Source organism: Rhizobacter sp. P2_H3 (genome assembly GCF_056403355.1).
Genome location: NZ_JBFUFQ010000066.1, coordinates 1 through 19949, shown reverse-complemented (window position 1 = coordinate 19949; position 19949 = coordinate 1). Strand labels below are relative to the sequence as shown.

16 protein-coding genes and 1 pseudogene are annotated in these 19949 nt (G+C 68.2%); 14 read left to right on the top strand and 3 right to left on the bottom strand.

The window, feature by feature from the left end; all coding sequences use genetic code 11:
* Window positions 1–6: 6 nt before the first annotated feature.
* Complete coding sequence (locus AC1D1T_RS14575) at window positions 7–1254, bottom strand: ABC transporter substrate-binding protein (protein ID WP_477992048.1); 1248 nt, start codon at window positions 1252–1254, stop codon at window positions 7–9.
* A 332-nt stretch (window positions 1255–1586) separates the two neighbouring features.
* Here AC1D1T_RS14575 and AC1D1T_RS14570 point away from each other — a divergent pair, with 332 nt between their 5' ends.
* The 13 genes from AC1D1T_RS14570 to AC1D1T_RS14510 all read left to right on the top strand — a co-directional run bounded on the left by AC1D1T_RS14570 (window position 1587) and on the right by AC1D1T_RS14510 (window position 17293).
* Window positions 1587–2768 (top strand): ABC transporter substrate-binding protein, encoded by a 1182-nt coding sequence (locus AC1D1T_RS14570; protein WP_477825817.1) that lies wholly within the window; start codon window positions 1587–1589, stop codon window positions 2766–2768.
* 10 nt (window positions 2769–2778) lie between these two features.
* The gene (locus AC1D1T_RS14565; RefSeq protein ID WP_465112183.1) at window positions 2779–3510 is read left to right on the top strand and encodes a response regulator; all 732 of its coding nucleotides are present in this window, start codon (window positions 2779–2781) and stop codon (window positions 3508–3510) included.
* Window positions 3503–4957 carry an ATP-binding protein gene (locus AC1D1T_RS14560; protein ID WP_477825818.1) on the top strand — a complete coding sequence of 485 codons (1455 nt, stop codon included), beginning with the start codon at window positions 3503–3505 and terminating at the stop codon, window positions 4955–4957. The genes AC1D1T_RS14565 and AC1D1T_RS14560 overlap by 8 nt, the downstream gene beginning before the upstream one ends.
* A gap of 43 nt (window positions 4958–5000) precedes the next feature.
* Complete coding sequence (locus AC1D1T_RS14555; protein ID WP_477825819.1) at window positions 5001–6368, top strand: MATE family efflux transporter; 1368 nt, start codon at window positions 5001–5003, stop codon at window positions 6366–6368.
* Window positions 6369–6489: 121 nt separating this feature from the next.
* Window positions 6490–7176, top strand: coding sequence for a response regulator (locus AC1D1T_RS14550; protein ID WP_465112180.1), 687 nt, complete (start codon window positions 6490–6492; stop codon window positions 7174–7176).
* 139 nt (window positions 7177–7315) lie between these two features.
* Window positions 7316–9094 carry a sensor histidine kinase gene (locus AC1D1T_RS14545; RefSeq protein WP_477992047.1) on the top strand — a complete coding sequence of 593 codons (1779 nt, stop codon included), beginning with the start codon at window positions 7316–7318 and terminating at the stop codon, window positions 9092–9094.
* 98 nt (window positions 9095–9192) lie between these two features.
* A complete protein-coding gene (locus tag AC1D1T_RS14540) occupies window positions 9193–9885 on the top strand; it encodes a winged helix-turn-helix domain-containing protein (RefSeq protein WP_465112178.1) in 693 nt (230 codons plus the stop codon).
* Window positions 9886–10006: 121 nt separating this feature from the next.
* Complete coding sequence (locus AC1D1T_RS14535) at window positions 10007–10300, top strand: acyl carrier protein (protein WP_477992046.1); 294 nt, start codon at window positions 10007–10009, stop codon at window positions 10298–10300.
* 2 nt (window positions 10301–10302) lie between these two features.
* The gene (locus tag AC1D1T_RS14530) at window positions 10303–11196 is read left to right on the top strand and encodes an acyl-CoA desaturase (protein WP_477992045.1); all 894 of its coding nucleotides are present in this window, start codon (window positions 10303–10305) and stop codon (window positions 11194–11196) included.
* Between the two features lie 21 nt (window positions 11197–11217).
* A complete protein-coding gene (locus AC1D1T_RS14525) occupies window positions 11218–12999 on the top strand; it encodes a fatty acyl-AMP ligase (RefSeq protein ID WP_477992044.1) in 1782 nt (593 codons plus the stop codon).
* A gap of 12 nt (window positions 13000–13011) precedes the next feature.
* Window positions 13012–14355 (top strand): aminotransferase class I/II-fold pyridoxal phosphate-dependent enzyme, encoded by a 1344-nt coding sequence (locus tag AC1D1T_RS14520; protein WP_477827519.1) that lies wholly within the window; start codon window positions 13012–13014, stop codon window positions 14353–14355.
* A 32-nt stretch (window positions 14356–14387) separates the two neighbouring features.
* Complete coding sequence (locus tag AC1D1T_RS14515) at window positions 14388–15185, top strand: SDR family NAD(P)-dependent oxidoreductase (RefSeq protein WP_477840674.1); 798 nt, start codon at window positions 14388–14390, stop codon at window positions 15183–15185.
* Window positions 15186–15454: 269 nt separating this feature from the next.
* Entirely contained in the window at window positions 15455–17293 is a 1839-nt protein-coding gene (locus AC1D1T_RS14510) for a sensor histidine kinase (protein ID WP_477826872.1), read from the top strand.
* 25 nt (window positions 17294–17318) lie between these two features.
* Here AC1D1T_RS14510 and AC1D1T_RS14505 read toward each other — a convergent pair whose 3' ends face one another.
* Entirely contained in the window at window positions 17319–18716 is a 1398-nt protein-coding gene (locus AC1D1T_RS14505; RefSeq protein WP_477826873.1) for a serine/threonine-protein kinase, read from the bottom strand.
* A 139-nt stretch (window positions 18717–18855) separates the two neighbouring features.
* Here AC1D1T_RS14505 and AC1D1T_RS14500 point away from each other — a divergent pair, with 139 nt between their 5' ends.
* Complete coding sequence (locus tag AC1D1T_RS14500; RefSeq protein ID WP_477826874.1) at window positions 18856–19632, top strand: SOS response-associated peptidase family protein; 777 nt, start codon at window positions 18856–18858, stop codon at window positions 19630–19632.
* A gap of 11 nt (window positions 19633–19643) precedes the next feature.
* Here AC1D1T_RS14500 and AC1D1T_RS14495 read toward each other — a convergent pair.
* Window positions 19644–19949, bottom strand: a pseudogene (locus AC1D1T_RS14495) (type II toxin-antitoxin system HipA family toxin); the annotation flags it as partial.

Genomic DNA, 19949 nt, shown 5'->3' with positions numbered 1-19949 from the left:
ACGTCATCACTTCTGGGGGGCGTACCACTTGGCAAAGCCGCTCTGGATGCGCTGCGCCGCATCCTTCGGTGCGAGCTTGCCGTTGAGGACCTGCGAGTTCACCGTCCACAGCTCGTTCTCCATGCTCGGCTCGCCGCGGCTCATCACCTGCGCATTCAGCCGGATGGTCGACTTGCACTGCGCGCGCCAGCCGATCATCTGCCGCGCCACCGGGTCCTTCACGTCGACCGCGTGCTTCGACAGCGAGAAGAAGCCGGTCGCCTTGTTGGTGTACAGCTCGGCGAATTCCTTCGACGCGAGCCAGGTCAGGAACACCTTGGCATCCGCCGGGTTCTTGGCGGCCTTGTTGATGCCCATGCCGATGTCGGTGTGGTCCGAGATGTAGCAGGCGTCGCCGGCCTTGCGCACCGGCGGCGGAAAGGCGCCGAACTCGAAGCCGGGCTCCTTCTCGAAGTACGCGATGTCCCACGAGCCGGTCGGGTAGATCGCCGCCTTGCCGGAGGCGAACAGGTTCTGCGAGTCGCCGTAGGTCTCGGCCTGGTAGCCCTTGRGCAGGTAGGCCGACCACTTGGCCATCGTGGCCCACACGTCGACGAACTCGGGGTCGGTGAACTTCTTCTTGCCGGCGATCAGCGCGCGGCGGCCTTCCTCGCCTTTCCAGTAGTTCGGGCCGATGCCGGTGAAGACGATCTGGCTGGTCTCCCATTGGTCGGCGGTGCCGAGCGCGATCGGCGCGACCTTGCCCTGGCCCTTGATCTTGTCGAGCACCGCGAAGAACTCCGCCTCGGTGGCCGGCGGCGTGACGCCGGCGTCCGCGAAGATCTTCTTGTTGTAGAAGAAGCCGTGGATCACCGAGGCCATCGGCAGGCAGTAGGTGTCCTTGCCGTCGTCGGTCTGCCACGCGACCTTGGCGGAATCGGGGAAGTTCGCGAGGCCGGGTTCGCCGTCGAGCTTCGCGAGGCGGCCCTTCTTGTAGAGGTCGAGCGCCACGTCGAACGGGCGGCAGGTGATCAGGTCGCCGGCGCTGCCCGCGGCCAGGCGGGCACTCAGCACCGAGTTGTATTCCGGCGGCGCGGTCGGCGAGAACTTCACCGTGATGCCGGGGTGCGCCTTCGTGAAGGCCGGCAGCAGCACCTCGTCCCACAGCGCCTTGTCGTCGGTGCGCCAGCTTTCGATGACGAGCGAGCCGGCCTGGGCGCTCGCCGTCAATGCGAGGGCGGCGCAAGCCAGTGCAGTGCGAACGGGGCGGGTCATGGGGTGGTCTCCTTCGGTGGATGGGCGGGGCGCAAGGTACCATCGGCCGCCGTGTGACACGAGGCCCGCACGAGGGTCCGCGCCCGGCACCGCTGCACGAGGCCAAGTGCTTGTCATTCCAGGGATTTCCAACCATGAGGCGACATGACGCGCTCACGCTTCCTTACGCTGCCCTGCGCGCCTGCGCAGGGGCCGCGAAGGGCCGTGCCGCGGCCCGCGCCTTACACAACATTGCAATTCGCAGGGATTCGACAGGCGCGTGGCGAGGGTTTGCCCTGACGCTTCTTCTGCTCGCGGGTGCGGCGACCTCCGCGCCGGCCCAGACCCTCGACGTGCTGCACTGGTGGACCTCGGCCGGCGAGCGCCGCGCCGTCGAGCAGCTGGTGCAGCAGCTCGACAAGCGCGGCATCGCCTGGAACGACGCGGCGATTCCCGGCGGCGGCGGCGGCGGCGCGATGAAGGTGCTGAACAGCCGCGTGCTGGCGCGCGACCCGCCCGATGCCGCGCAGGTGATCGGCCGCACGCTGGCCGACTGGTCGGACCTCGGACTGGTGCTGCCGCTCGACGAGGTGGCGCAGCGCAACCGCTGGAGCCAGTCGCTGTTTCCGGTGGTGCAGCGCGTGATCACGCACCGCGGCCGCATCGTCGCGGCACCGCTCGGCGTGCACCGCATCAACACGCTGTTCTACAACCAGCGGGTGTGGGCGCGGCTGAAGCTCGGCGTGCCGAAGGGCTGGGGCGACGTCGAGCAGGCGGCGGCCACGCTGCGCAGCGCCGGCGTCGCACCGTTCGCGTGGAGCGACGAGCCGTGGCAGATCGCCACCGTGTTCGAGACGCTGTTGCTGTCCGAGGGCGGGCCGGCGCTGTATGCCGAGCTCGCCGCCACGCAGCGCTGGCAGGCCTGGCAGGACCCGCGCGTGATGAAGGCGCTGGAGCGGCTGCGCTGGCTGCGGCGGCTGAATGGCGAGACGGCCATCGAGCAGCGCTGGACCGCGTCGGCGCGCCAGCTCTTCACCGGCGATGCCGGCATGCTGATCATGGGCGACTGGACCGGCGGCGAGCTGACCGCCTGGGGCGCGCAGGCCGGCCGCGACTACGGCTGCGCGCCGGTGCCGGGCACCGCCGGCATGCACCTGTACAGCATCGACACGCTGGCGATGCTGGCCGGCACGAAGAAGCGCGAGGCCGAGCAGGAGCGCATGGCCGAAGTGGTGGTGTCGCCGGCGGCGCAGCTCGCCTACAACCAGGCCAAGGGCTCGGTGCCGGTGCGCGACGACATCGACCCCACCCAGCTCGACGAATGCGCACGCGACTCGTGGCAGACGCTGAAGCGCGCCGACAGCCCGCTGCTGCCGAGCATCGCGCACCGGATGGCGGCCGACGAGGCCACGAAGGACGCGCTGGCCGATGCGTTGCACCGTTATGTGAAGGACCCCGCCGTCACGCCCGCCCGCGCGCAGGAGCGCCTGGTGGCGCTGATCCGCAGCGCGGCGCGATCGCCCGCTTCTCCTTGAAGACTGCGCCATGAACCTCGCCCGCAAGCGCACCATCCTCGCCGTCGACGACGACCAGAAGACCCGGCAGCTGCTGAAGCTGTACCTGGAGAAGCACCAGTACGTGGTGCAGCTCGCGGCCGACGGCGCGAGCTTCCGCAGCGGCTTCGAGCGCTACCGCGACGACCTGAGCCTGGTGATCCTCGACGTGATGCTGCCCGACACCGACGGCTTCGCGCTGTGCCAGATGGTGCGCCAGCGCGCGCCGACGCTGCCGATCATCATGCTGACCGCGAGCGCGGACGACACCGAGCGCATCGTCGGGCTGGAGCTCGGTGCCGACGACTACATCGGCAAGCCGTACAACCCGCGCGAGCTGCTGGCGCGCATCAAGGCGATCCACCGGCGCGCCGGGCAGACCGAGGGCGGCGCGGCAGCGCGCTACCTGCGCTTTGCCGGCTTCCGGCTGGATCGGCTGGAGCGCACGGTGACGGGGCCGGACGGCCAGCCGCTGGCGCTGACCGCGATGGATTTCGACCTGCTGCGGCTGCTGGCCGAGCATGCCGGCGAGGTGATGGAGCGAGCGCGGCTGATGGAGCAGACGCGCGGCCGCGACCTCGGCCCGGCCGACCGTTCGCTCGACGTGCAGGTGAGCCGGCTGCGCCAGCGGCTGGGCGACGACGGCAAGCAGCCGGCGCTGATCAAGACGGTGCGCAGCAGCGGCTATGTGTTCTCCGTCGAGGTGCTGGCCTCGCATGATTGACTGGCGTACTGTGGCGCAGCGGCTGCTGCCGCGCACGCTGCGCGGGCGGATCATGCTGGTGATGGTGGCCGGCGTGCTGCTGAGCCAGCTGCTGGGCACGGCGATCTGGGCCTGGCAGCTGCGCGCGAATGCGTTGCGCGATGCGCGCGATGCCGCGCAGCAGACGGCGCAGAGCGCGGCCGGCGCGATCCGTTTCTTCCGCGACCTGCCGGCGCAGTACCGGCCGTTGCTGATCGAGCAACTGCGCACGATGGGCGGCACGCGCTTCTTCGTCAACGTGAACCGGGCGCGCGTGGCGACCGGTGCGTTCGCGCCGTCGCGCCTGTCGGAGACGGTGGTGCGCAGCGTACGCGAGCGGCTGCTGGCGCAGGTGGGCGACACCACGTCGTTCGAGGCCGCGTTCGCGTGGCCGGACACGCTGGTGGTGGCCGATGATGGCCGCAGCTTGCGCGAGCTGCCCGAGAGCTGGGTCGAGGCCTCGCTGCTGCTGCGGCCGCGGCCGGCGCCGCTGCTGGTGATCCAGGCCGAGATCGAGCCGGGCGGCTGGCTGCTGCTGGCGACGACCTTGCCGGATCCGTACTTCCTCGACAACGCGAACCCGCTGAGCAGCGACCGGCTGTTGCTGCAGGGGGCGACGCTGATGACGGTACTGGTTCTGGTGCTGCTGGTGGCGCGCAGCCTGACGCGGCCGTTGTCGCGGCTGGCGCAGGCGGCCAGCGAGTTCGGCAACGCGATGCACCCGAACCAGGTGCCGGAGACCGGCACGGTGGAGCTGCAGCGCACCGCGCGTGCCTTCAACGAGATGCAGGCGCGCATCCAGCGTTTCGTCGAAGACAGGGAGCGACTGTTCGGCAGCATCTCGCACGACCTGAAGACGCCGATCATGCGGCTGAAGCTGCGCACCGAGCTGCTGGACGACGACGCGGTGCGGGCCGATTTCCACGAGGACCTGGACGAGCTCGACATGATGGTCAAGGGCGCGTTGCAGAGCGTGAAGGACAGCGACGTGCACGAGAACCTGGCCGAGGTGCGGCTGGACCGGCTGGTGGAGCGGCTGACCTCGGCGGCGCTGGCCTCGGGCGCGAAGATCGCGGTGTCGCTGCCGCCGATCGCGGTGACGGGCCGGCCGCTGGCGCTGAAGCGTGCGCTGGGCAACCTGATCGACAACGGCCTGCGCTACGGCCGCGAGATCGAGGTCGGTGCCGAGCTGGGCGATGGCAAGTGCTCGGTGCTGGTGCGGGACCACGGGCCGGGGCTGCCGGAAGATTCGCTCGAGGAGATCTTCGAGCCGTACGTGCGGCTGGAGCACGGGCGGACCATGCATGCCGATGGGTCGGGGCTCGGGCTGTCGATCGCGCGTCGCATTGCGCGTGAGCACGGCGGGGATGTGCGGCTGCGCAATCATCCGGACGGTGGGCTTGTTGCGGCGCTGAGCTTGCCCGCTTGAGCGCAACACGGCAGTCAACGAACACTGGCATCATCCCGACCCCATGACCAGACCATCGATCGCCACAGACCAGCGCCCCCTGTGGCGCATCTTCCTCGCCTTCCTCGGCCCGATGATCGTCGGCAACGTGCTGCAGGGCCTGTCGGGCACCTTCAACGCCGTGTTCGTCGGCCAGATGCTCGGCACCCGGGCCCTCGCAGCGACCGCCGCCGTCTTCCCGATCGTGTTCTTCTTCATCACGCTGGTGATCGGCATCGGCGCCGGCGGCTCGGTGCTGATCGGCCAGGCCTGGGGCGCGAAGGAGACGCACAAGGTCAAGGCCATCGCCGGCACCGCCATCACGCTCGGCTTCGGCGTCGGCCTCGTCATCGCGCTGTTCGGCGGCGTGTTCACCGAACATCTGCTGCATGCCCTCGGCACGCCCGCCGACGTGGTCGACGATGCCGTCGGCTATGCGCGGCTCATGATGCTCGCGATGCCCGGGCTGATGGTGTTCATCCTGATCACGCAGCTGCTGCGCGGCGTCGGCGACACCGTCACGCCGCTCTACGCGCTGCTGCTGTCGACCCTCGTCTCGTGCGTGATGACACCCGCCTTCATCCGCGGCTGGGGCGGGCTGCCGCAGCTCGGCGTCACCAGCGCCGCCGCTGCGTCCATCGTGTCGTTCATCGCCGCCCTGCTCTACCTCCTCGTGCACCTGCGGCGCGCCAGGCACCCACTGTCGCCCGACCGCGAGCTGCTGCGCTCGCTGCGCATCCAGCCGCAGCTGCTGAAGCTCGTGCTGAAGATCGGCATGCCCACCGGCATCCAGATGGTCGTCATCTCGCTGGCCGAGATCGCGCTGCTCGCCCTCGTCAACCGCTTCGGCTCCGACGCCACCGCGGCCTACGGCGCCGTCAACCAGGTCGTCAACTACGTGCAGTTCCCGGCGCTGTCGATCGCGATCACCGCGTCGATCCTCGGCGCCCAGGCCATCGGCGCCGGCCGCGCCGACAAGCTCGGGGCCATCACCCGCACCGGCATCGTGCTCAACCTCGTGATCACCGGCACGCTGGTCGTCATCGGCTACCTGTTCTCGCGCCACCTGATGGCGCTGTTCATCACCAGCCAGCCGGTCATCGAGCTGGCCCAGTCCCTGCTGCACATCATGCTGTGGAGCAGCGTCGTGTTCGGCTGCGCGTCGGTCGTCAGCGGCGTCATGCGCGCCTCGGGCACCGTGCTCGTGCCGATGTCCATCTCGATCTTCTGCATCGTCGCGATCGAGGTACCGGCCGCCTACGGGCTGTCGCAGCGCATCGGCCTCGAAGGCGTCTGGTGGTCGTACCCGATCGCGTTCGTCTCGATGCTCGTGCTGCAGTCGGCGTTCTACCGGCTGGTGTGGCGCAAGTCGAAGATCGAGCGGCTGGTCTAGGCTTGTGCGTCACGTCGCAAAAAAGAACCTCCCATGAATATGTGAGCCCGCAGGCCCGGTTTGCCGCCAGGGCGCGCGCGCGCCTTAAGCTCCGGCCCATGAATCAGTCGAAGATCTAGCCATGGCAACACTCAGCTGGCGGGTAGCGCTGCTCGAAGACGATGCGGAAATTCGTGGCTACTTCGAGGAATGCGTCGCCGGCCACTCCTCGCTGCAGCTGGTGGCGTCATTCGGATTGCTGGCGCATGCGCGCGACTGGTTCGACTCGCACACCGCCGACGTGCTCCTGACCGACCTGGGCCTGCCGGACGGAAACGGCATTGACCTGTTGCGTCATCTGGCAACGACGCAGCCGGCTTGCGAAGTGATCGTGGTGTCGGTGTTCGGCGACGAGGACACGGTGCTGTCCTGTGTCGAGGCCGGCGCCGTGGGCTACATCCACAAGGATGCGACGCCGGCCGATGTGGCGCAGACCATTCTGGACGTCAAGGGCGGCGCCTCGCCGATCTCGCCGATGATCGCGCGCAAGGTGCTGGATCGCCTGCGCCAGACTGTCGCGCCGCGGGCCCCGCAGGCGCCCGATGCCCTGAATGCCGACCTGCTTTCTCCGCGCGAGGCCGAGGTGCTGGAGTTGATCGCCCGAGGCCTGTCGTACGCCGAGATCGCGCAGCTGAAGGGGGTGACGATGCACACGGTGCAGACGCACATCAAGAACCTCTACGGCAAACTGGCCGTCCATTCGCGCAGCGAGGCCGTGTTCGAGGCCAGTCGCATGGGCTTGCTGAGCAGCCTGAAATCCCGGGGCTGAGCCCGTGCTGCGCCCTTGGCTCCTTCGGTGCCTGGTGGCTTTGGYATTCCCCTTGTGCGGTACGGCGGACTCGACAGGGCCTGCGGGCCGTACGGCCACCGAGCCTGGTTCGGCGCCGGTTCTTGCGCTGGGCGGCGGCATGTCGCCCGTGCAGGTCACGCGGGTCGACGCGCTGGTCAGCGCCTCGCGCACCCCACCCGGCGGTGAGGCGCCCTGGGTCGCCGGCCGTCTGCCCGATGCCTGGGCGCTGTCGCGCCCGGCCTTGGAAGGCACGGCCTGGTATCGCTTCAACGTGCGTCTGGCGGGCCCGCCGGACGGGCCATGGGCCTTGCTGCTGCCGCGCGTCAGCATGAATGCCGACCTCTGGGTCAACGGTGTCCTGGCGGGACGCGCCGGACGCATGGACGAGGGGCTCACGCGGCACTGGAACACGCCCTTGCTGTTTCCGATTCCCGACCGCGCCTGGGTCGCCGGCGACAACGTGGTTCACGTCCGCGTGCGGGCGGCCGCCGGGCACCGCGGCGGCCTGGCGCCCATGCTGATCGGGACGGTCGACGCCATGGCACAGCGACATGGCGAACGGGTGTTCTGGCAGAACACGCTGGTCAGTGCCGCCAATGCGTTCGTGGTGGCCCTGGGCTTGTTCATCCTGTTCGTGTGGCTGCGCAAACGCGAATTGATGCACTACGGCTACTTTGCGGGTGGCACCATTCTTTGGGGTCTCAGCAATGTCGACATGACGATGCAGGACCCGCCCATGCCAGACGCGGCCTGGCAGTGGTTGATCGTCGTGATGAGGCTGTGGTCCATGATGCTGATCAACCTGTTCTGCCTGCGCTTTGCCGGGCGGCGCATCCCAAGCCTCGAAGCAGGCGCACTGGCGTTCTCGCTGCTCGCAGCGCTTGCCGTGGCCATCGCGCCTGCGCATGGCCAGGGCGTGAACCCTGTCCACGCGGTCTTGATGGTGCCCGTGCTGGGCACCGGCGGCTGGGCGCTGGTGCTGATGCTGCGCAGCCTGGCGACGCACCCGCAGCGCGACGGCCTCGTGCTCGTGCCGGTGGTGACGGCAACATGGCTGGCCGGAATACACGACCTGATGGTCGTCACAGGGCAGTTGCCGTTCGGGCACGTCCATGCGCTGCCTTACGTCGCGCCGGTGCTGGTGTCGGCACTGGGCTGGATGATCGCCGGCGAGCACAGCCGCGCACACCGCGCGGTCGAGGCGTTGAACGGAGACCTGACCGCACTCGTGCACGAACGCGAGGCCCAGCTGCATGAATCCCTGGACAAGCTGGCGCGCAGCGACCGCACGCTGGCGGTGGCTGCCGAACGTGCGCGCATCCTGCGCGACATGCACGACGGCGTGGGCTCGCTCCTGACAAGTGCCATGCGCCAGCTCGAAGGCGGACGAATCTCCGCCAGCCAGGTCCTGGAGTCACTGCGCGAGTCAATGAGCCAGCTGAAATTGTCCATCGACGCCATCAACCTGCCGGAGGGTGATGTCAATGCCTTGCTGGCCAGCCTGCGCTACCGGCTCCAGGCGCGCATCGAGGCCTCCGGCGTCGAGCTGCACTGGGATGTGAGGCAACTGCCGCTCTGGCCGACAGGAACCCACGACGCGATGCGCCACCTGCAGTTTCTGTTGTTCGAAGCGCTGTCCAATGTGATGCAGCATTCCCAGGCCACCACGGTGACCCTGGCCGCGCGCGGCGTGGCCACGGGTATCGAGGTGAGCCTCAGCGACGATGGCCTTGGCATGTCCGGCCACGAAGGCAACGGACTGCGCTCGATGCGGGAGCGCGCCGCGGCGCTCTCGGCCTCACTGAGCGTCGTGACGGGAGCCCACGGTACGCGCGTCGAGATTCTGTTGCCGGTGCCACCACCAGCGCAGGCGGCTTCGACGCCTGCGCGCCCCTGAGGTCGCGGGAGCCTGCAGACCTGAGCATCATTTCCCATGTTCATGGGAAGCGCCCCCTTGCAGACCGCGCGACGATGTTGCGCGAAGGAGGCCCATCGATGTTGCAGCAGTGCCAGTACGTCTTTCCGCCCTTCCGGCTGGATCCGCTCGACGCCACGCTGTGGCGCGATGAAGAACGCGTTCCCTTGCCTGCGAAGAACTTCGCGTTGCTGTCGTACCTGGTGGCGCACGCGGGACGCCTGGTCGCACACGATGAGATTCTCGACGCCGTCTGGACCCACCGATTCGTCAGCCCGTCCGTGCTCAAGGGCGCCGTGGCGAGACTGCGCGCGGCGCTGGCAGACGATGCGAAGCACTGCCGCTTCATCCAGACCGTCAACCAGCGCGGGTACCGCTTCGTGGCGAACGTGGACGTCTGCTGGCGTGGAGAGTCCTGGCCGGGCCCGAAGACCGGTGGCACCGGCGCCGGCAGGTCGACCCTGGTCGAGATGCTCCAGCGTCATCTGGAGCTTGCGGGAACACGCGCATCGTCCGGCCGCTGTGCGGCGCAGTTCGAACCGGAGCGGGGAGCCCAGCCGATCATCTGCGCCGACGAAGACACCCGCCGCGCGCGGGGCGGCGATGCGACGCTCACGGATCTTGGGAAACATCTGCTGAACGCGGTGACGTCGAATCGCGTCGTCTCCACCCATCCCGACAGCGGCCGAGGATCGATTGGCATCCCGGCGCCCTGGGCTGCGCTCAGCCTCGGCGACTGGTGCGCGCTCATCGAAGCGCTGTGTCGCGAATAGCCGGACGGCACGTGGAATGAACCCAAATGTGACCTCGACGAGACCTCCGGACACGGCTCGCGGCCTATCGTTGCGACACCCGCAGCGCCAGCCCGCCGGGTCTCAACCACGAGGAGTCGCCATGACGAACAAGAGTTTCTCGCTGCATGACGTGCAGGACTGCGTCATTCAGGCCCTGGCCAGGCAGGCAGGCTGCGAGGCGCTGGCCATCGGCCCGCAGCATTCGTTGAAGCACCTGGGCCTCTCGTCCATCGAGGCCATCGCCTTCGTCGGCCACATCGAGGAATCCCTCGACCTGATGCTGGACCTGACGATCCTGTACGAGCACGCCACGGTCGACAGTCTCGCCCGCTACCTTTTCGACCGGATGGCAGCCAGGACTGTCGCCGTGACCGCGCCGGCCTGCCTGGACTGAAGATGATGATCGTCGAGCCCCATCGCGATCTCTATCTCACCTTGCGGCCACAGGCGCACAGGAAGGAGCGGCTGGCGATCGCCGCGGCCGTGCTGGTGTCCACGGTCATGGGCCTTGCTGCCGTTCCGTACGCCTTCGTGTGGGGCGTGTCCGGCCTGGATGCAGGGCTCTTCGTCCTCTTCTACCTCGCCAGCGGATTGGGCATCACCGTCGGCTATCACCGCCTCTTCGCGCACCGCAGCTTCGCAGTGGGCCCGTTCTGGCGCGCGCTGCTGGCGGTGCTGGGCTACACCGCGGGGCAGGGGCCGGTGGTGTATTGGGTGGCACACCATCGCCTGCACCACGCCCGAACCGATACCGACTCCGATCCCCACAGCCCCCTCGACAAGACCGGCAGCATCAGCGCGCGATCGTTCCTGCACGCCCATGTCGGCTGGATGCTGATGAACAGGAAGGCCAACCCCGGCGTACTGGCGGCCGACCTGCTGAGGGATGCAGCCCTGGTGCGGATGGAGAAGCACTACCTGCGTGTCCATGTTGCCTCGATCCTGTTGCCCGGCGCCATCGCGGCACTGCTGACGGGGTCGCCGGCCGCCGCCGCGAGTGCCGTGATGTACGCCGGGTTCTTTCGGCAATTTGCGGTCCTGCAGGTGGTCTACGCGATCAACTCCGTCTGCCACGCCTTCGGAAGGCGCAGCCACGACACGGATGACGCCAGCAGGAACGTCTGGTGGCTGAGCGTGCCGTCACTGGGCGAGTCCTGGCACAACAGCCACCACGCGAATGCCGGGGCCGCCAATTTCGGCCGGCACTGGTACGAGATCGACATCGGCTATGCCGCCATCAGGCTGCTCGCCGCGCTGGGCGTGGCGACGGATGTCGTGCGCGTCAAGTGAACCTGGGCCGGAGATCGATTCATGGAGTCCAAGATGCCAGTGCGCAGCGCATTTGCAGAATCCCTGACCCAGCTGCTTGCAGCGCGGGCGCGCGAGTGCGGTGGTCGGGTGGCGTATCGATTCCTTGCTCGCGGCGACGCCGGCGATCCGCCGATCACCTACGGCGAACTCCACGAGCGTGCGCAGCGGGTTGCGGCTTCGCTGCAGGCGGCCGGCCTGCGCGGCGAACGCATCCTGCTGTACGTCGGCACGGGCGCGGATTTCGTCATCTCGTTCTTCGGGATTCTCCTTGCCGGCGCCGTCGTGGTTCCCTTGAGTCCGCCGCACCTGTCGCGTGCGCTCGCGCGCTCCGAATCCATCGTGCGCAACGCCGGTGCCAGGATGGCCATCGTGCCCGGCACCCTGCTGAAGCGATTCGTGCAACTGCAAGCGACGAACGAAGCCTTTGCCGCGCTGCAGTTGAGAACGCCGGACGAGCTCGAAGCCCGCACATCCGGCGGCTGGATCGATGCGGCGCCCCTCAGTGACTCGCTGGCCGTTCTCCAGTACACCTCCGGATCCACCGCGACGCCCAAGGGCGTATGCATCACCCACGGCAACTTCCTGCAGAACGCGGCGATGATCAGCCGGGCGATGGGCTTGAGCGAGCGCACGGTGGGCGTCAGCTGGCTGCCCCTGCACCACGACATGGGCCTGATGACCGGCGTGATCGGCCCGCTCTTCAATGGCTGTCCGATGACACTCATGCCGGCCGGCGCATTCGTGTCCGATCCGCTGATGTGGCTGCAGGCCCTGACGCGGCACCGGKCCACCGTCACCGGGGCGCCGAACTTCGCATACGAGCTGTGCCTCGAGAAGGTGCCTCAGGAGCAACTGGCCGGCCTCGACCTGAGCAGCCTCGAGGTGGCCTTCTGCGGCGCCGAAACCGTGTGCGCCGACACGCTGCAGCGATTCGCGTCGCGTTTCGAGGCGTGCGGTTTTCGCAGCCGTTCGTTCTTCCCGTGCTATGGGCTCGCCGAGGCGACCCTGATGGTGTCGGGCGGGCCTGAAGGCGAGCCGGCACGCGTCGTCAATGTGGCAACGTCTGCACTCGGGCAGGGCCGGGTCGCCGCCCCGCAGGCCGCCGAGCCGGCGCAACGGCTGGTGAGTTGCGGGCAGGTGCTGGCCGGACTCGACGTGGTCATCGTGGACCCGAACACCCTGCGGCCGTGTCCCGCGGACCGGGTGGGCGAGGTCTGGGTCCGGGGCAGCAGCGTTGCGCACGGCTATTGGGGCCTGCCGGAGGAAACCGAGCGTGTCTTCAACGCGCGGATTGCCGGCGATGCCGGCGCAGGATTCCTGCGCACCGGCGATCTCGGCTTCGTTCGAGACGGCGGGCTGACGATCGTCGGGCGCCTGAAGGAATTGATCGTCATCTGCGGCGTCAACCATCACCCCCAGGACATCGAGGCGACGGTCGAGACCTGCCATCCGGCGATCGGGCGGCATGCCGGCGTCGCGCTGCCGTTGGAAGAGAACGGACGCGAGTCGCTGCTGATCGTGCAGGAGATCAAGCGGACATGGCGCAGCGATCCGCAGCCCGTGCTCGACGCGATCATGGCGGAGGTCGCCCAGCGGCACGGCGTACGCCCCGCCGTCGTGGTGCTGGTCAGCCAGGGCAGCCTTCCCCGAACCACCAGTGGAAAGCTCCAGCGCAGTGCCGCGCACGCAGCCCACGTCGGCGGCCGACTCGACGCGGTCGCCCGCAGCGACCGGCCCGCCCATGAGCAGGGCCCACGGCATGCCCACCCCGTCGCCGCCTGAAAGGAACTTCACGTGCTGGATCAATCCGAGAACTGCAGCAGCCGGGTGGCGACGACGGCGCACGACGAGCACGACCGCCGCACGAAGGCCACGGGCCCGATCGACTCGCGGCATTCGAGCCTGCACGAGTTCCTTGTCGCTTCGCAGCAGGACACCTTGGCATTCGCCGAGCGCTTCGAGCAGTTGTCGGCGTATGTCGACGACCTGGTGCGCCGCAGGCACTACCACTACCGGCGAGTGAGAACCGGCGGCTCGGCAGGCCTCGCCAGGTTGCTGGACCGCGACAGCGGACGCGTCGTCGAGGTGATCAACCTGGCATCGAACGACTATCTGGACCTGTCCCGGCACCCGGCGACCATCGCGGCCAGCATCGCCGCGACCCAGCGCTACGGCGCCGGAACCAGCGCGTCGCCCGCCGCCATCGGCAACACCGATCTGCACGAAAGGCTGGAGCGAGAACTCGCCGCCTTCACGAACTGCGAAGCCGCGCTGCTGTACAGCTCCGGCTTCGGCATGAACTGCGGCGTCCTGTCGGCGCTGCTGCGGCGCAACGACCTCGCCATCGTGGACAGCTGCGTGCATGGCAGTGTCATGGAAGGCTGCCGCGGCGCACCCATGCGGACCTTCGCGCACAACGACCTCGACGCGCTCGAGCGCATCCTGGTTCGCTCGCGAAGCCAGTACGCCAACCGGCTGGTCGTCGTGGAGGGCGTGTACTCGATGGACGGCGACCTGGCGCCGCTGGCGGACATCGTCAGGCTTGCACGCCGCCATGACGCGATGCTGATGCTCGACGAGGCCCATTCCACCGGTGTGTTCGGCGCTCGAGGGCGGGGGACGGCGGAACACTTCGGCATCCTCGGCGGGGTCGACATCGTCGCCGGCACCTTCAGCAAGAGCCTGGGCAGCGTCGGCGGCTTCGTGGCGGGATCGCGCCGGCTGATCCGCTATCTCCAGATGGCGAGCCGGCACTATGTGTTCTCGGCATCCGTGCTCCCGTCCGTCGCGGCATCCGTCCTGGAGGCCCTTCGCATCCTCGACGACGAACCCTCGATCCGCGAGCGCCTGTGGCGAAACGTCGAGTACTTCGGACGCGGATTGCGTGCCCTGGGCTTCGACATCGGAGCCAGCGCCTCGGCCATCTTTCCCGTCATGGTCCGCGACGATCTCAAGGTCAAGGCGCTTTGCAGCTGCCTCTATGACGACGGCATCGTCGTCACGCCGGTCGTGTTCCCGGGGGTGCCCGAGAAACAGTCCCGCATCAGGCTGAGCGTGACCAGCGGACTCGAACCGAAGCAGATGGACCATGCCCTGGAGCGTCTGGCGCATCACGCCAAGGCGCTGCAGATCATCTGAGTACGTGCGGGCATTGCAACAAGGAGAATTCGATGGGTCGAATCCGTGATTCAGACACAGTCCTGATCGTCGGGGGGTCGCAAGGCATCGGCCTGGCCATCGCGCGGCGGCTGTGCATGCTCGACTGCCGGATCATCATCGCCGCGCGGCACGTCGCGGCGCTGGACCAGGCACGCGCCGAACTGGTCGGCATGTCCGGCTGCCGCGCCACCATCGAGACGCTTGTCGTCGACGTCTCCCGCCACGACAGCGTTCTGGCCCTGCGCGATGACCTGACCGCCCGGGTCGGCACGCCCACGCACGTCATCAATTGCGCGGGGCGGGCGGTCGCAGCCTATCTCGAAGAGCTGCCCCTGGAGGACTATCGCTCGATGATGGACCTGAACTTCATGGGCACGGTCCACCTCAGCCATGCGTTCCTGCCGCTCTTCCGCGCGCGCGGGAGCGGCCACCTGATCCACACGTCCTCGATCCTTGGTTTCGTGGGCACGTTCGGTTGGGCGGCCTATGCCGCGACCAAGTTCGCCGTGGTCGGCTATTGCGAATCGATCTACTCCGAGTACCGCAGGCACGGCGTCGAGGTCTCCGTGCTGTGCCCTCCGGCCACCCTCACGCCGGGATTCGACACCGAGAACAAGACCAAGCCGGCCGCGGTGCGCGAGGCCGAAGCGTGGATCGCACCGGTGACGGCAGACTACGTGGCACGCGTCCTCCTCGATGCCATCGCCCGCAAGCGCTTCATGGTGGTGCCCACGCCGAAGGGGCAGTTCCTCTACGGCGCCACCCGCTGGTTGCCGGGCCTCGTGCGCCGCCTGGCGGTGGCCCACTGATGACGGCACACCAGGCGTAACGAGAGGTAAAAGGATCTCGTGGAGCGGCCGCCGTTTCATGTGCGCCGCAGGCGGCGTGACGCCGCTTCTGCAGGGCACGGACGCCACGATGCGTCCCATGAACATGTGAGCGCGAGGAGYAAGGGGGAGGCGGACGTCCGTAGATATCGCGCTTAAGCTCCCGCCATGCAGTACGTCACGTCTTCCTTCGCCGAGTCGCCCAGGAAATGCCGATGTGATCGCCGGCGCCGCACGCGCCGGACCTGTTGATGACGAGGGGACGCAGCCTGCGCGTGCTGATGGCCGCGTGGTCGCTGGCTGGCGCAGCACACGCTGCAGGCGTCGTCGCGCTGTCGCCGCAGAAGGGCATCGTCTCCATCTCGGACCTTGAAGCCGTGGTGTCCGCCGGCGAGCAGCCGCCGCCCGATGCCGCGGCCTGGCGGCCGGTCCGGCTGCCCGATCGCTGGGCAGAGAACGGCCGGGCGCGCGCAGGGACCGTGTGGTACCGGCTGCGCGTTCACATCGATCCCGCGCAACGCGAACCGTGGGCCTTCGAAGTGGCCTACGCGACGATGAACAGCGACCTGTGGGTCAACGGAATGCTGGTCGGGCGCGCCGGGCGCATGGAACCGGACAACTTGACGCGTCACTGGAACACACCGCTCCTGTTCATGGTTCCGCAAGCGGCATGGACCGCGACGGACAACCTCGTGTACCTGCGGGTGCGCTGTGGGACCAGCAGCGACGGCGGCCTGGGCCACCTGTTCGCGGGGCCGGCCGCTGAGCTCTCGAAGGCCCATGAGCAACGTGTCTTCTGGCGAGTCAGCCTGCTGACCGTCGTCGACGCCTACGTGTTTGCGCTCGGGGTGCTGTTCGCCATCATCTGGCTGCGCCGTCGCGAAGCCCTGCAATACGGCTACTTTGCGGCGGCGAGTCTCTTGTGGGCCCTTTGCACGAGCAACGACCTCCTCACCGACCCGCCATTTTCGCCGCGTGCCTGGCAGATGTTGATCTTCCTCTGCAACATCTGGACGTCACTTCTGTTCGCGCTGTTCTTCCTGCGCTTCGCCGGCCGGTCATCACCGCGCCTGGAGCTCGGCGCGATCGGCCTGGTGCTCGTTGCCAATGCGCTGCAGTTCCTGGTCGGCCCGACCCGGCAACAGATCGCCTTTGCGGTGGTGATCCTCGGCGTGCTGTCGCTTTGCGGCTGGGCAACCGTCTTGCTGCTGTCCGATGCGCAAGGCCGGTCGAGGCGCGACCGGCTGTTGCTGGGCAGCGCCGCTGTCATCGGGATGCTCGTCGGCGCTCATGACTGGCTGCTCACCATCTTCGTCCTGCCGTTCGACAGCCCCCACCTGGTGGCCTACGCCGCCCCCGTGACGCTGTCGATCTCGGCATGGGTGATCGCTGGCGACTACACCCGCACCCAGGAGGATCTGACGCTGTTGAACCGCAGGCTCGCCGATCGCGTCCGGCAGCGCGAGATGGAACTGCGCGAGTCTTTCGCTCACCTCGTCGAGGCCGATCGCGATTTCGCCGTGGCGACCGAACGGGCACTCGTCCTGCGCGATCTGCATGACGACGTCGGCACCCACCTGGCCAGTGCGATGCGGCAGCTCGAAGAGGAGCGCGCCGAGCCGCTTGCGGTCGCCCAGACGCTGCGCGAGACGCTGGACCGGCTCAAGCTGCTGATCGATGCGCTGAGCATGCCGCCCGGCGACGTCAATGCGTTGCTGGCCAGCCTGCGCTATCGCTTGCAAAGGCGCATCGAGGCCGCTGGACTGGATCTGCGCTGGGAAGTCGACTTGCTGCCGCACTGGGAAGCAGGCGAGCACGGCGACGCGATGCGCCGCCTGCAGCGGCTGTTGCTCGAGGCGATATCGAACACCCTGCGGCATTCGCACGCGACCGAACTGCACCTGGCGGCGAGCGCCACCGACGGCGGCATCCGTGTCGCGCTCACGAACAACGGACCTGGCTTGGACGGTATTCCGGCCGCAGGGCTGCGAACGATGCACGAGCACGCCGTCGGGCTCGGCGCCCTGCTCGAGGTCAGCTCGACCCACCCCGGCGGTCGTATCCGGCTGTTGCTGCCGCGGGCCGGCTGATCCGGGCATTCACATCGCAACCCCGTCAGCGCCGAACCGGCGCCTGCCGCAATTCCTTGCTCAGCTTCGCCCGGTCGACGCCATCGGCACTCTGCACGACCAGCAGATGGAAGAACTCCTCCCGCGTCTGCGCCTGGCCGGCGACCCTCTTGACCACCATCGCGGCAATCGGCCCCATCTGGCTCGTCAAGACGCGACATGCGTGGGCCAGGACGTCGGGGCTCAGGGGCGTCGCCACGCCGAAGGCGCCGCATTCCGCGGTGATGCGTTCGATGAAGGCGCGACGCTGAGCGGGCGGCACGTGCTCGACGAGGGCGGTGCTGAAGGACACCAGGTCAAGGCAGTTGCGGGCCGCCTTGCGCACCAGAACCTTGCCGATCGGGCCGACGAAGCCGACCAGCGCCCGCTCGGCCCGTCCCAAGGTGGCAGCGTCCAGGCCCGTCCGCGAGGCGGCGGCCGCAACGGCGAGATCCGGACTTCGCGTCGTGACGGTGGAGTCGGGGAACAGCGACGCGGCCAAGGTCCGCACTCCGATGCCGTTGACGCAAGACGAGATCGCGGGAGCCACCTCGGAGCGCTTCGACAGCGCGTCGCGAAACTCCGCAGCGCTTGCGAACCTGGCCTTCGGGTTCTTGGCCAAGGCCGTCGAGATGATCGCGTCGTAGAAGGCATGCCGGACCGTGTTCGCAGCCGCGCTCGGCGCCGGTGGATCATCGTCGAGCGTCGCGCGCATCACCGACCGGGAACGCCCCTTGAACGGCGCCTTGCCGGTCAGCAGCCGGTACAGCAGCACACCCGCGGCGAAGATGTCCACGCGATGGTCGATCTCCGCCGCGGTGTACTGCTCCGGGGCCATGTATCCCGGCGTTCCGACCCAGGGGCCGCCCTGGGTCAGCGCGACATTTTCGACGCGTGCAATGCCGAAGTCGGCGAGCTTGACTTCGCCCCTTGGCGTGACGATCAGGTTCTCGGGCTTGATGTCTCGATGCCAGACGCCGTGCCGGTGCACGCAATCCAGCGCGTCCAGCAACTGGTCCATGATGTGCAGCAACTCGGCCTCGGGCAGCATGGGCGTGCGCGACAGAATCCATCCGAGGCTGCGCCCTTCGACCAGTTCCATCGCGATGAAGGCGCAGGCGGCGTCCTCGCCGTACTCGTAGATGGCCACGATGCCGGGATGAGACAACCGGCCGACCGCTCGCGCTTCGTTCTTGAAACGCGCCGCGACGAGGTCTGCCGTCCGGTCATGATCCAGCAGCTTTCGGAGGATGACCTTGATCGCCACCGGCCGTTGAATCCCCGGATCGAAGGCTCGATAGACGACGCCCATGGCGCCATGTCCCAGCACGCCGGTGATGGTGTACTTCCCTACGCGCGCAGGGTGGGATGCACGCCACCGGGGCGTATCGGCAAGGTCGGTCATCGACCGTCCAGCAACGTCATGGATCGTCCTTGGAAAAACGCGATCGCCGCGCTGGGGCGCTGCGGACCGATGGTATGAAGTCGCCGGCGTTTGAACCTGCCATGAATATGGGAAGCGACGCTTGAGAAACGCTGATGAAATGGTCGCTGCTGCCCGCTTCGGGATTGCCGACTTGCCGGCAACGCACACGATGGCCATCAACTATCACCCGGTCGCTGCCCCTGATCGCATGCTCTCCCACTTCGGCGTGGCTCAGCCCGAAGGTGACGTGACAGCAGGAAGTCTCCCGCTCTATCTCGCGCCATTCATCTCACGAGCACGGGATGGGGTCTCGCTCGAGCGCGACATTCCGCGATGTGGCTGCGAGCGTTCTTCGTGTCGTTGCAAGAGGTTGGCTCTGGGCCGGCGTGCCCAGGACGCGCCGGCCGACATCGCCGGTGACCTGGACATCTTTCGCCGTGCATGGCGTTGTGGTCAACGCTGCATCGTCCCCACCGAGGCCATCTACGAGCTGAACTATCAGACCGGCAGGCCTGTCCGCTGGCGAATCAGCCGCCGCGATCGCGCGCCGATGGGGATTGCCGGCCTGTGGCGCTGGTGGAAGGACAACAGGACCGGCGAGGAGGTCCCCAGCTTCACGATGCTCACCGTCAACGCGGACACGCACCAGCTCATGATGCAGTTCGGCAAGCCATGGCAGGAAAAGCGAATGGTCGTCATCCTGGACGAAACGGACCACGACGCCTGGCTCACCTGTCGCCCCGATCGCATGATGAGTTTCATGCACCCCTACCCGGCCGACCGGCTCGTGGCAGAGCCCTGGCCCAAGGGCCGTTCAGGTGCCACGCCCACGTGGGCAGGCGGCGTCACTGTTCTTTGGGGCACCGAGAGCCTTCCGGCCAGCGGAAAGGGGTGATCAGGCCGGCCTCAGGCCGCCCGCCGCGCGACCGACGCCACCAGCGGGTGCGCGTTGAAATGCGCCAGCAGCCGCGACTTCTGCATCGCCGTCAGCGGCGCCGCGGCCATCATCGCCGGCCACTGCGCGCAGGCCGCCCGCACCGCCAGCCGGATGGCCGTGGCCGCCGGCTTCTCGGGAATGCGCAACGCCGCGCAGAACGCGCGCACCACGGCCGGCGACAACAGCAGGCGCGCACGCGCCGCGGCCTGGCCAGCCGGCGGCGCCAGGGTCGCCGGCAGCAGGGCCAGCGCATGCCCCTGGTGCCCGCTGTAGGC

Excerpts from the sequence above, each read along its gene's own strand:
- AC1D1T_RS14565 (WP_465112183.1), top strand. The coding sequence starts at position 2,779 with ATGAACCTCGCCCGCAAGCGCACCATCCTCGCCGTCGACGACGACCAG.
- AC1D1T_RS14560 (WP_477825818.1), top strand. The coding sequence starts at position 3,503 with ATGATTGACTGGCGTACTGTGGCGCAGCGGCTGCTGCCGCGCACGCTG.
- AC1D1T_RS14555 (WP_477825819.1), top strand. The coding sequence starts at position 5,001 with ATGACCAGACCATCGATCGCCACAGACCAGCGCCCCCTGTGGCGCATC.
- AC1D1T_RS14550 (WP_465112180.1), top strand. The coding sequence starts at position 6,490 with ATGGCAACACTCAGCTGGCGGGTAGCGCTGCTCGAAGACGATGCGGAA.
- AC1D1T_RS14545 (WP_477992047.1), top strand. The coding sequence starts at position 7,316 with ATGTCGCCCGTGCAGGTCACGCGGGTCGACGCGCTGGTCAGCGCCTCG.
- AC1D1T_RS14540 (WP_465112178.1), top strand. The coding sequence starts at position 9,193 with ATGTTGCAGCAGTGCCAGTACGTCTTTCCGCCCTTCCGGCTGGATCCG.
- AC1D1T_RS14535 (WP_477992046.1), top strand. The coding sequence starts at position 10,007 with ATGACGAACAAGAGTTTCTCGCTGCATGACGTGCAGGACTGCGTCATT.
- AC1D1T_RS14530 (WP_477992045.1), top strand. The coding sequence starts at position 10,303 with ATGATGATCGTCGAGCCCCATCGCGATCTCTATCTCACCTTGCGGCCA.
- AC1D1T_RS14515 (WP_477840674.1), top strand. The coding sequence starts at position 14,388 with ATGGGTCGAATCCGTGATTCAGACACAGTCCTGATCGTCGGGGGGTCG.
- AC1D1T_RS14510 (WP_477826872.1), top strand. The coding sequence starts at position 15,455 with ATGACGAGGGGACGCAGCCTGCGCGTGCTGATGGCCGCGTGGTCGCTG.
- AC1D1T_RS14505 (WP_477826873.1), bottom strand. The coding sequence starts at position 18,716 with ATGACCGACCTTGCCGATACGCCCCGGTGGCGTGCATCCCACCCTGCG.
- AC1D1T_RS14500 (WP_477826874.1), top strand. The coding sequence starts at position 18,856 with ATGGTCGCTGCTGCCCGCTTCGGGATTGCCGACTTGCCGGCAACGCAC.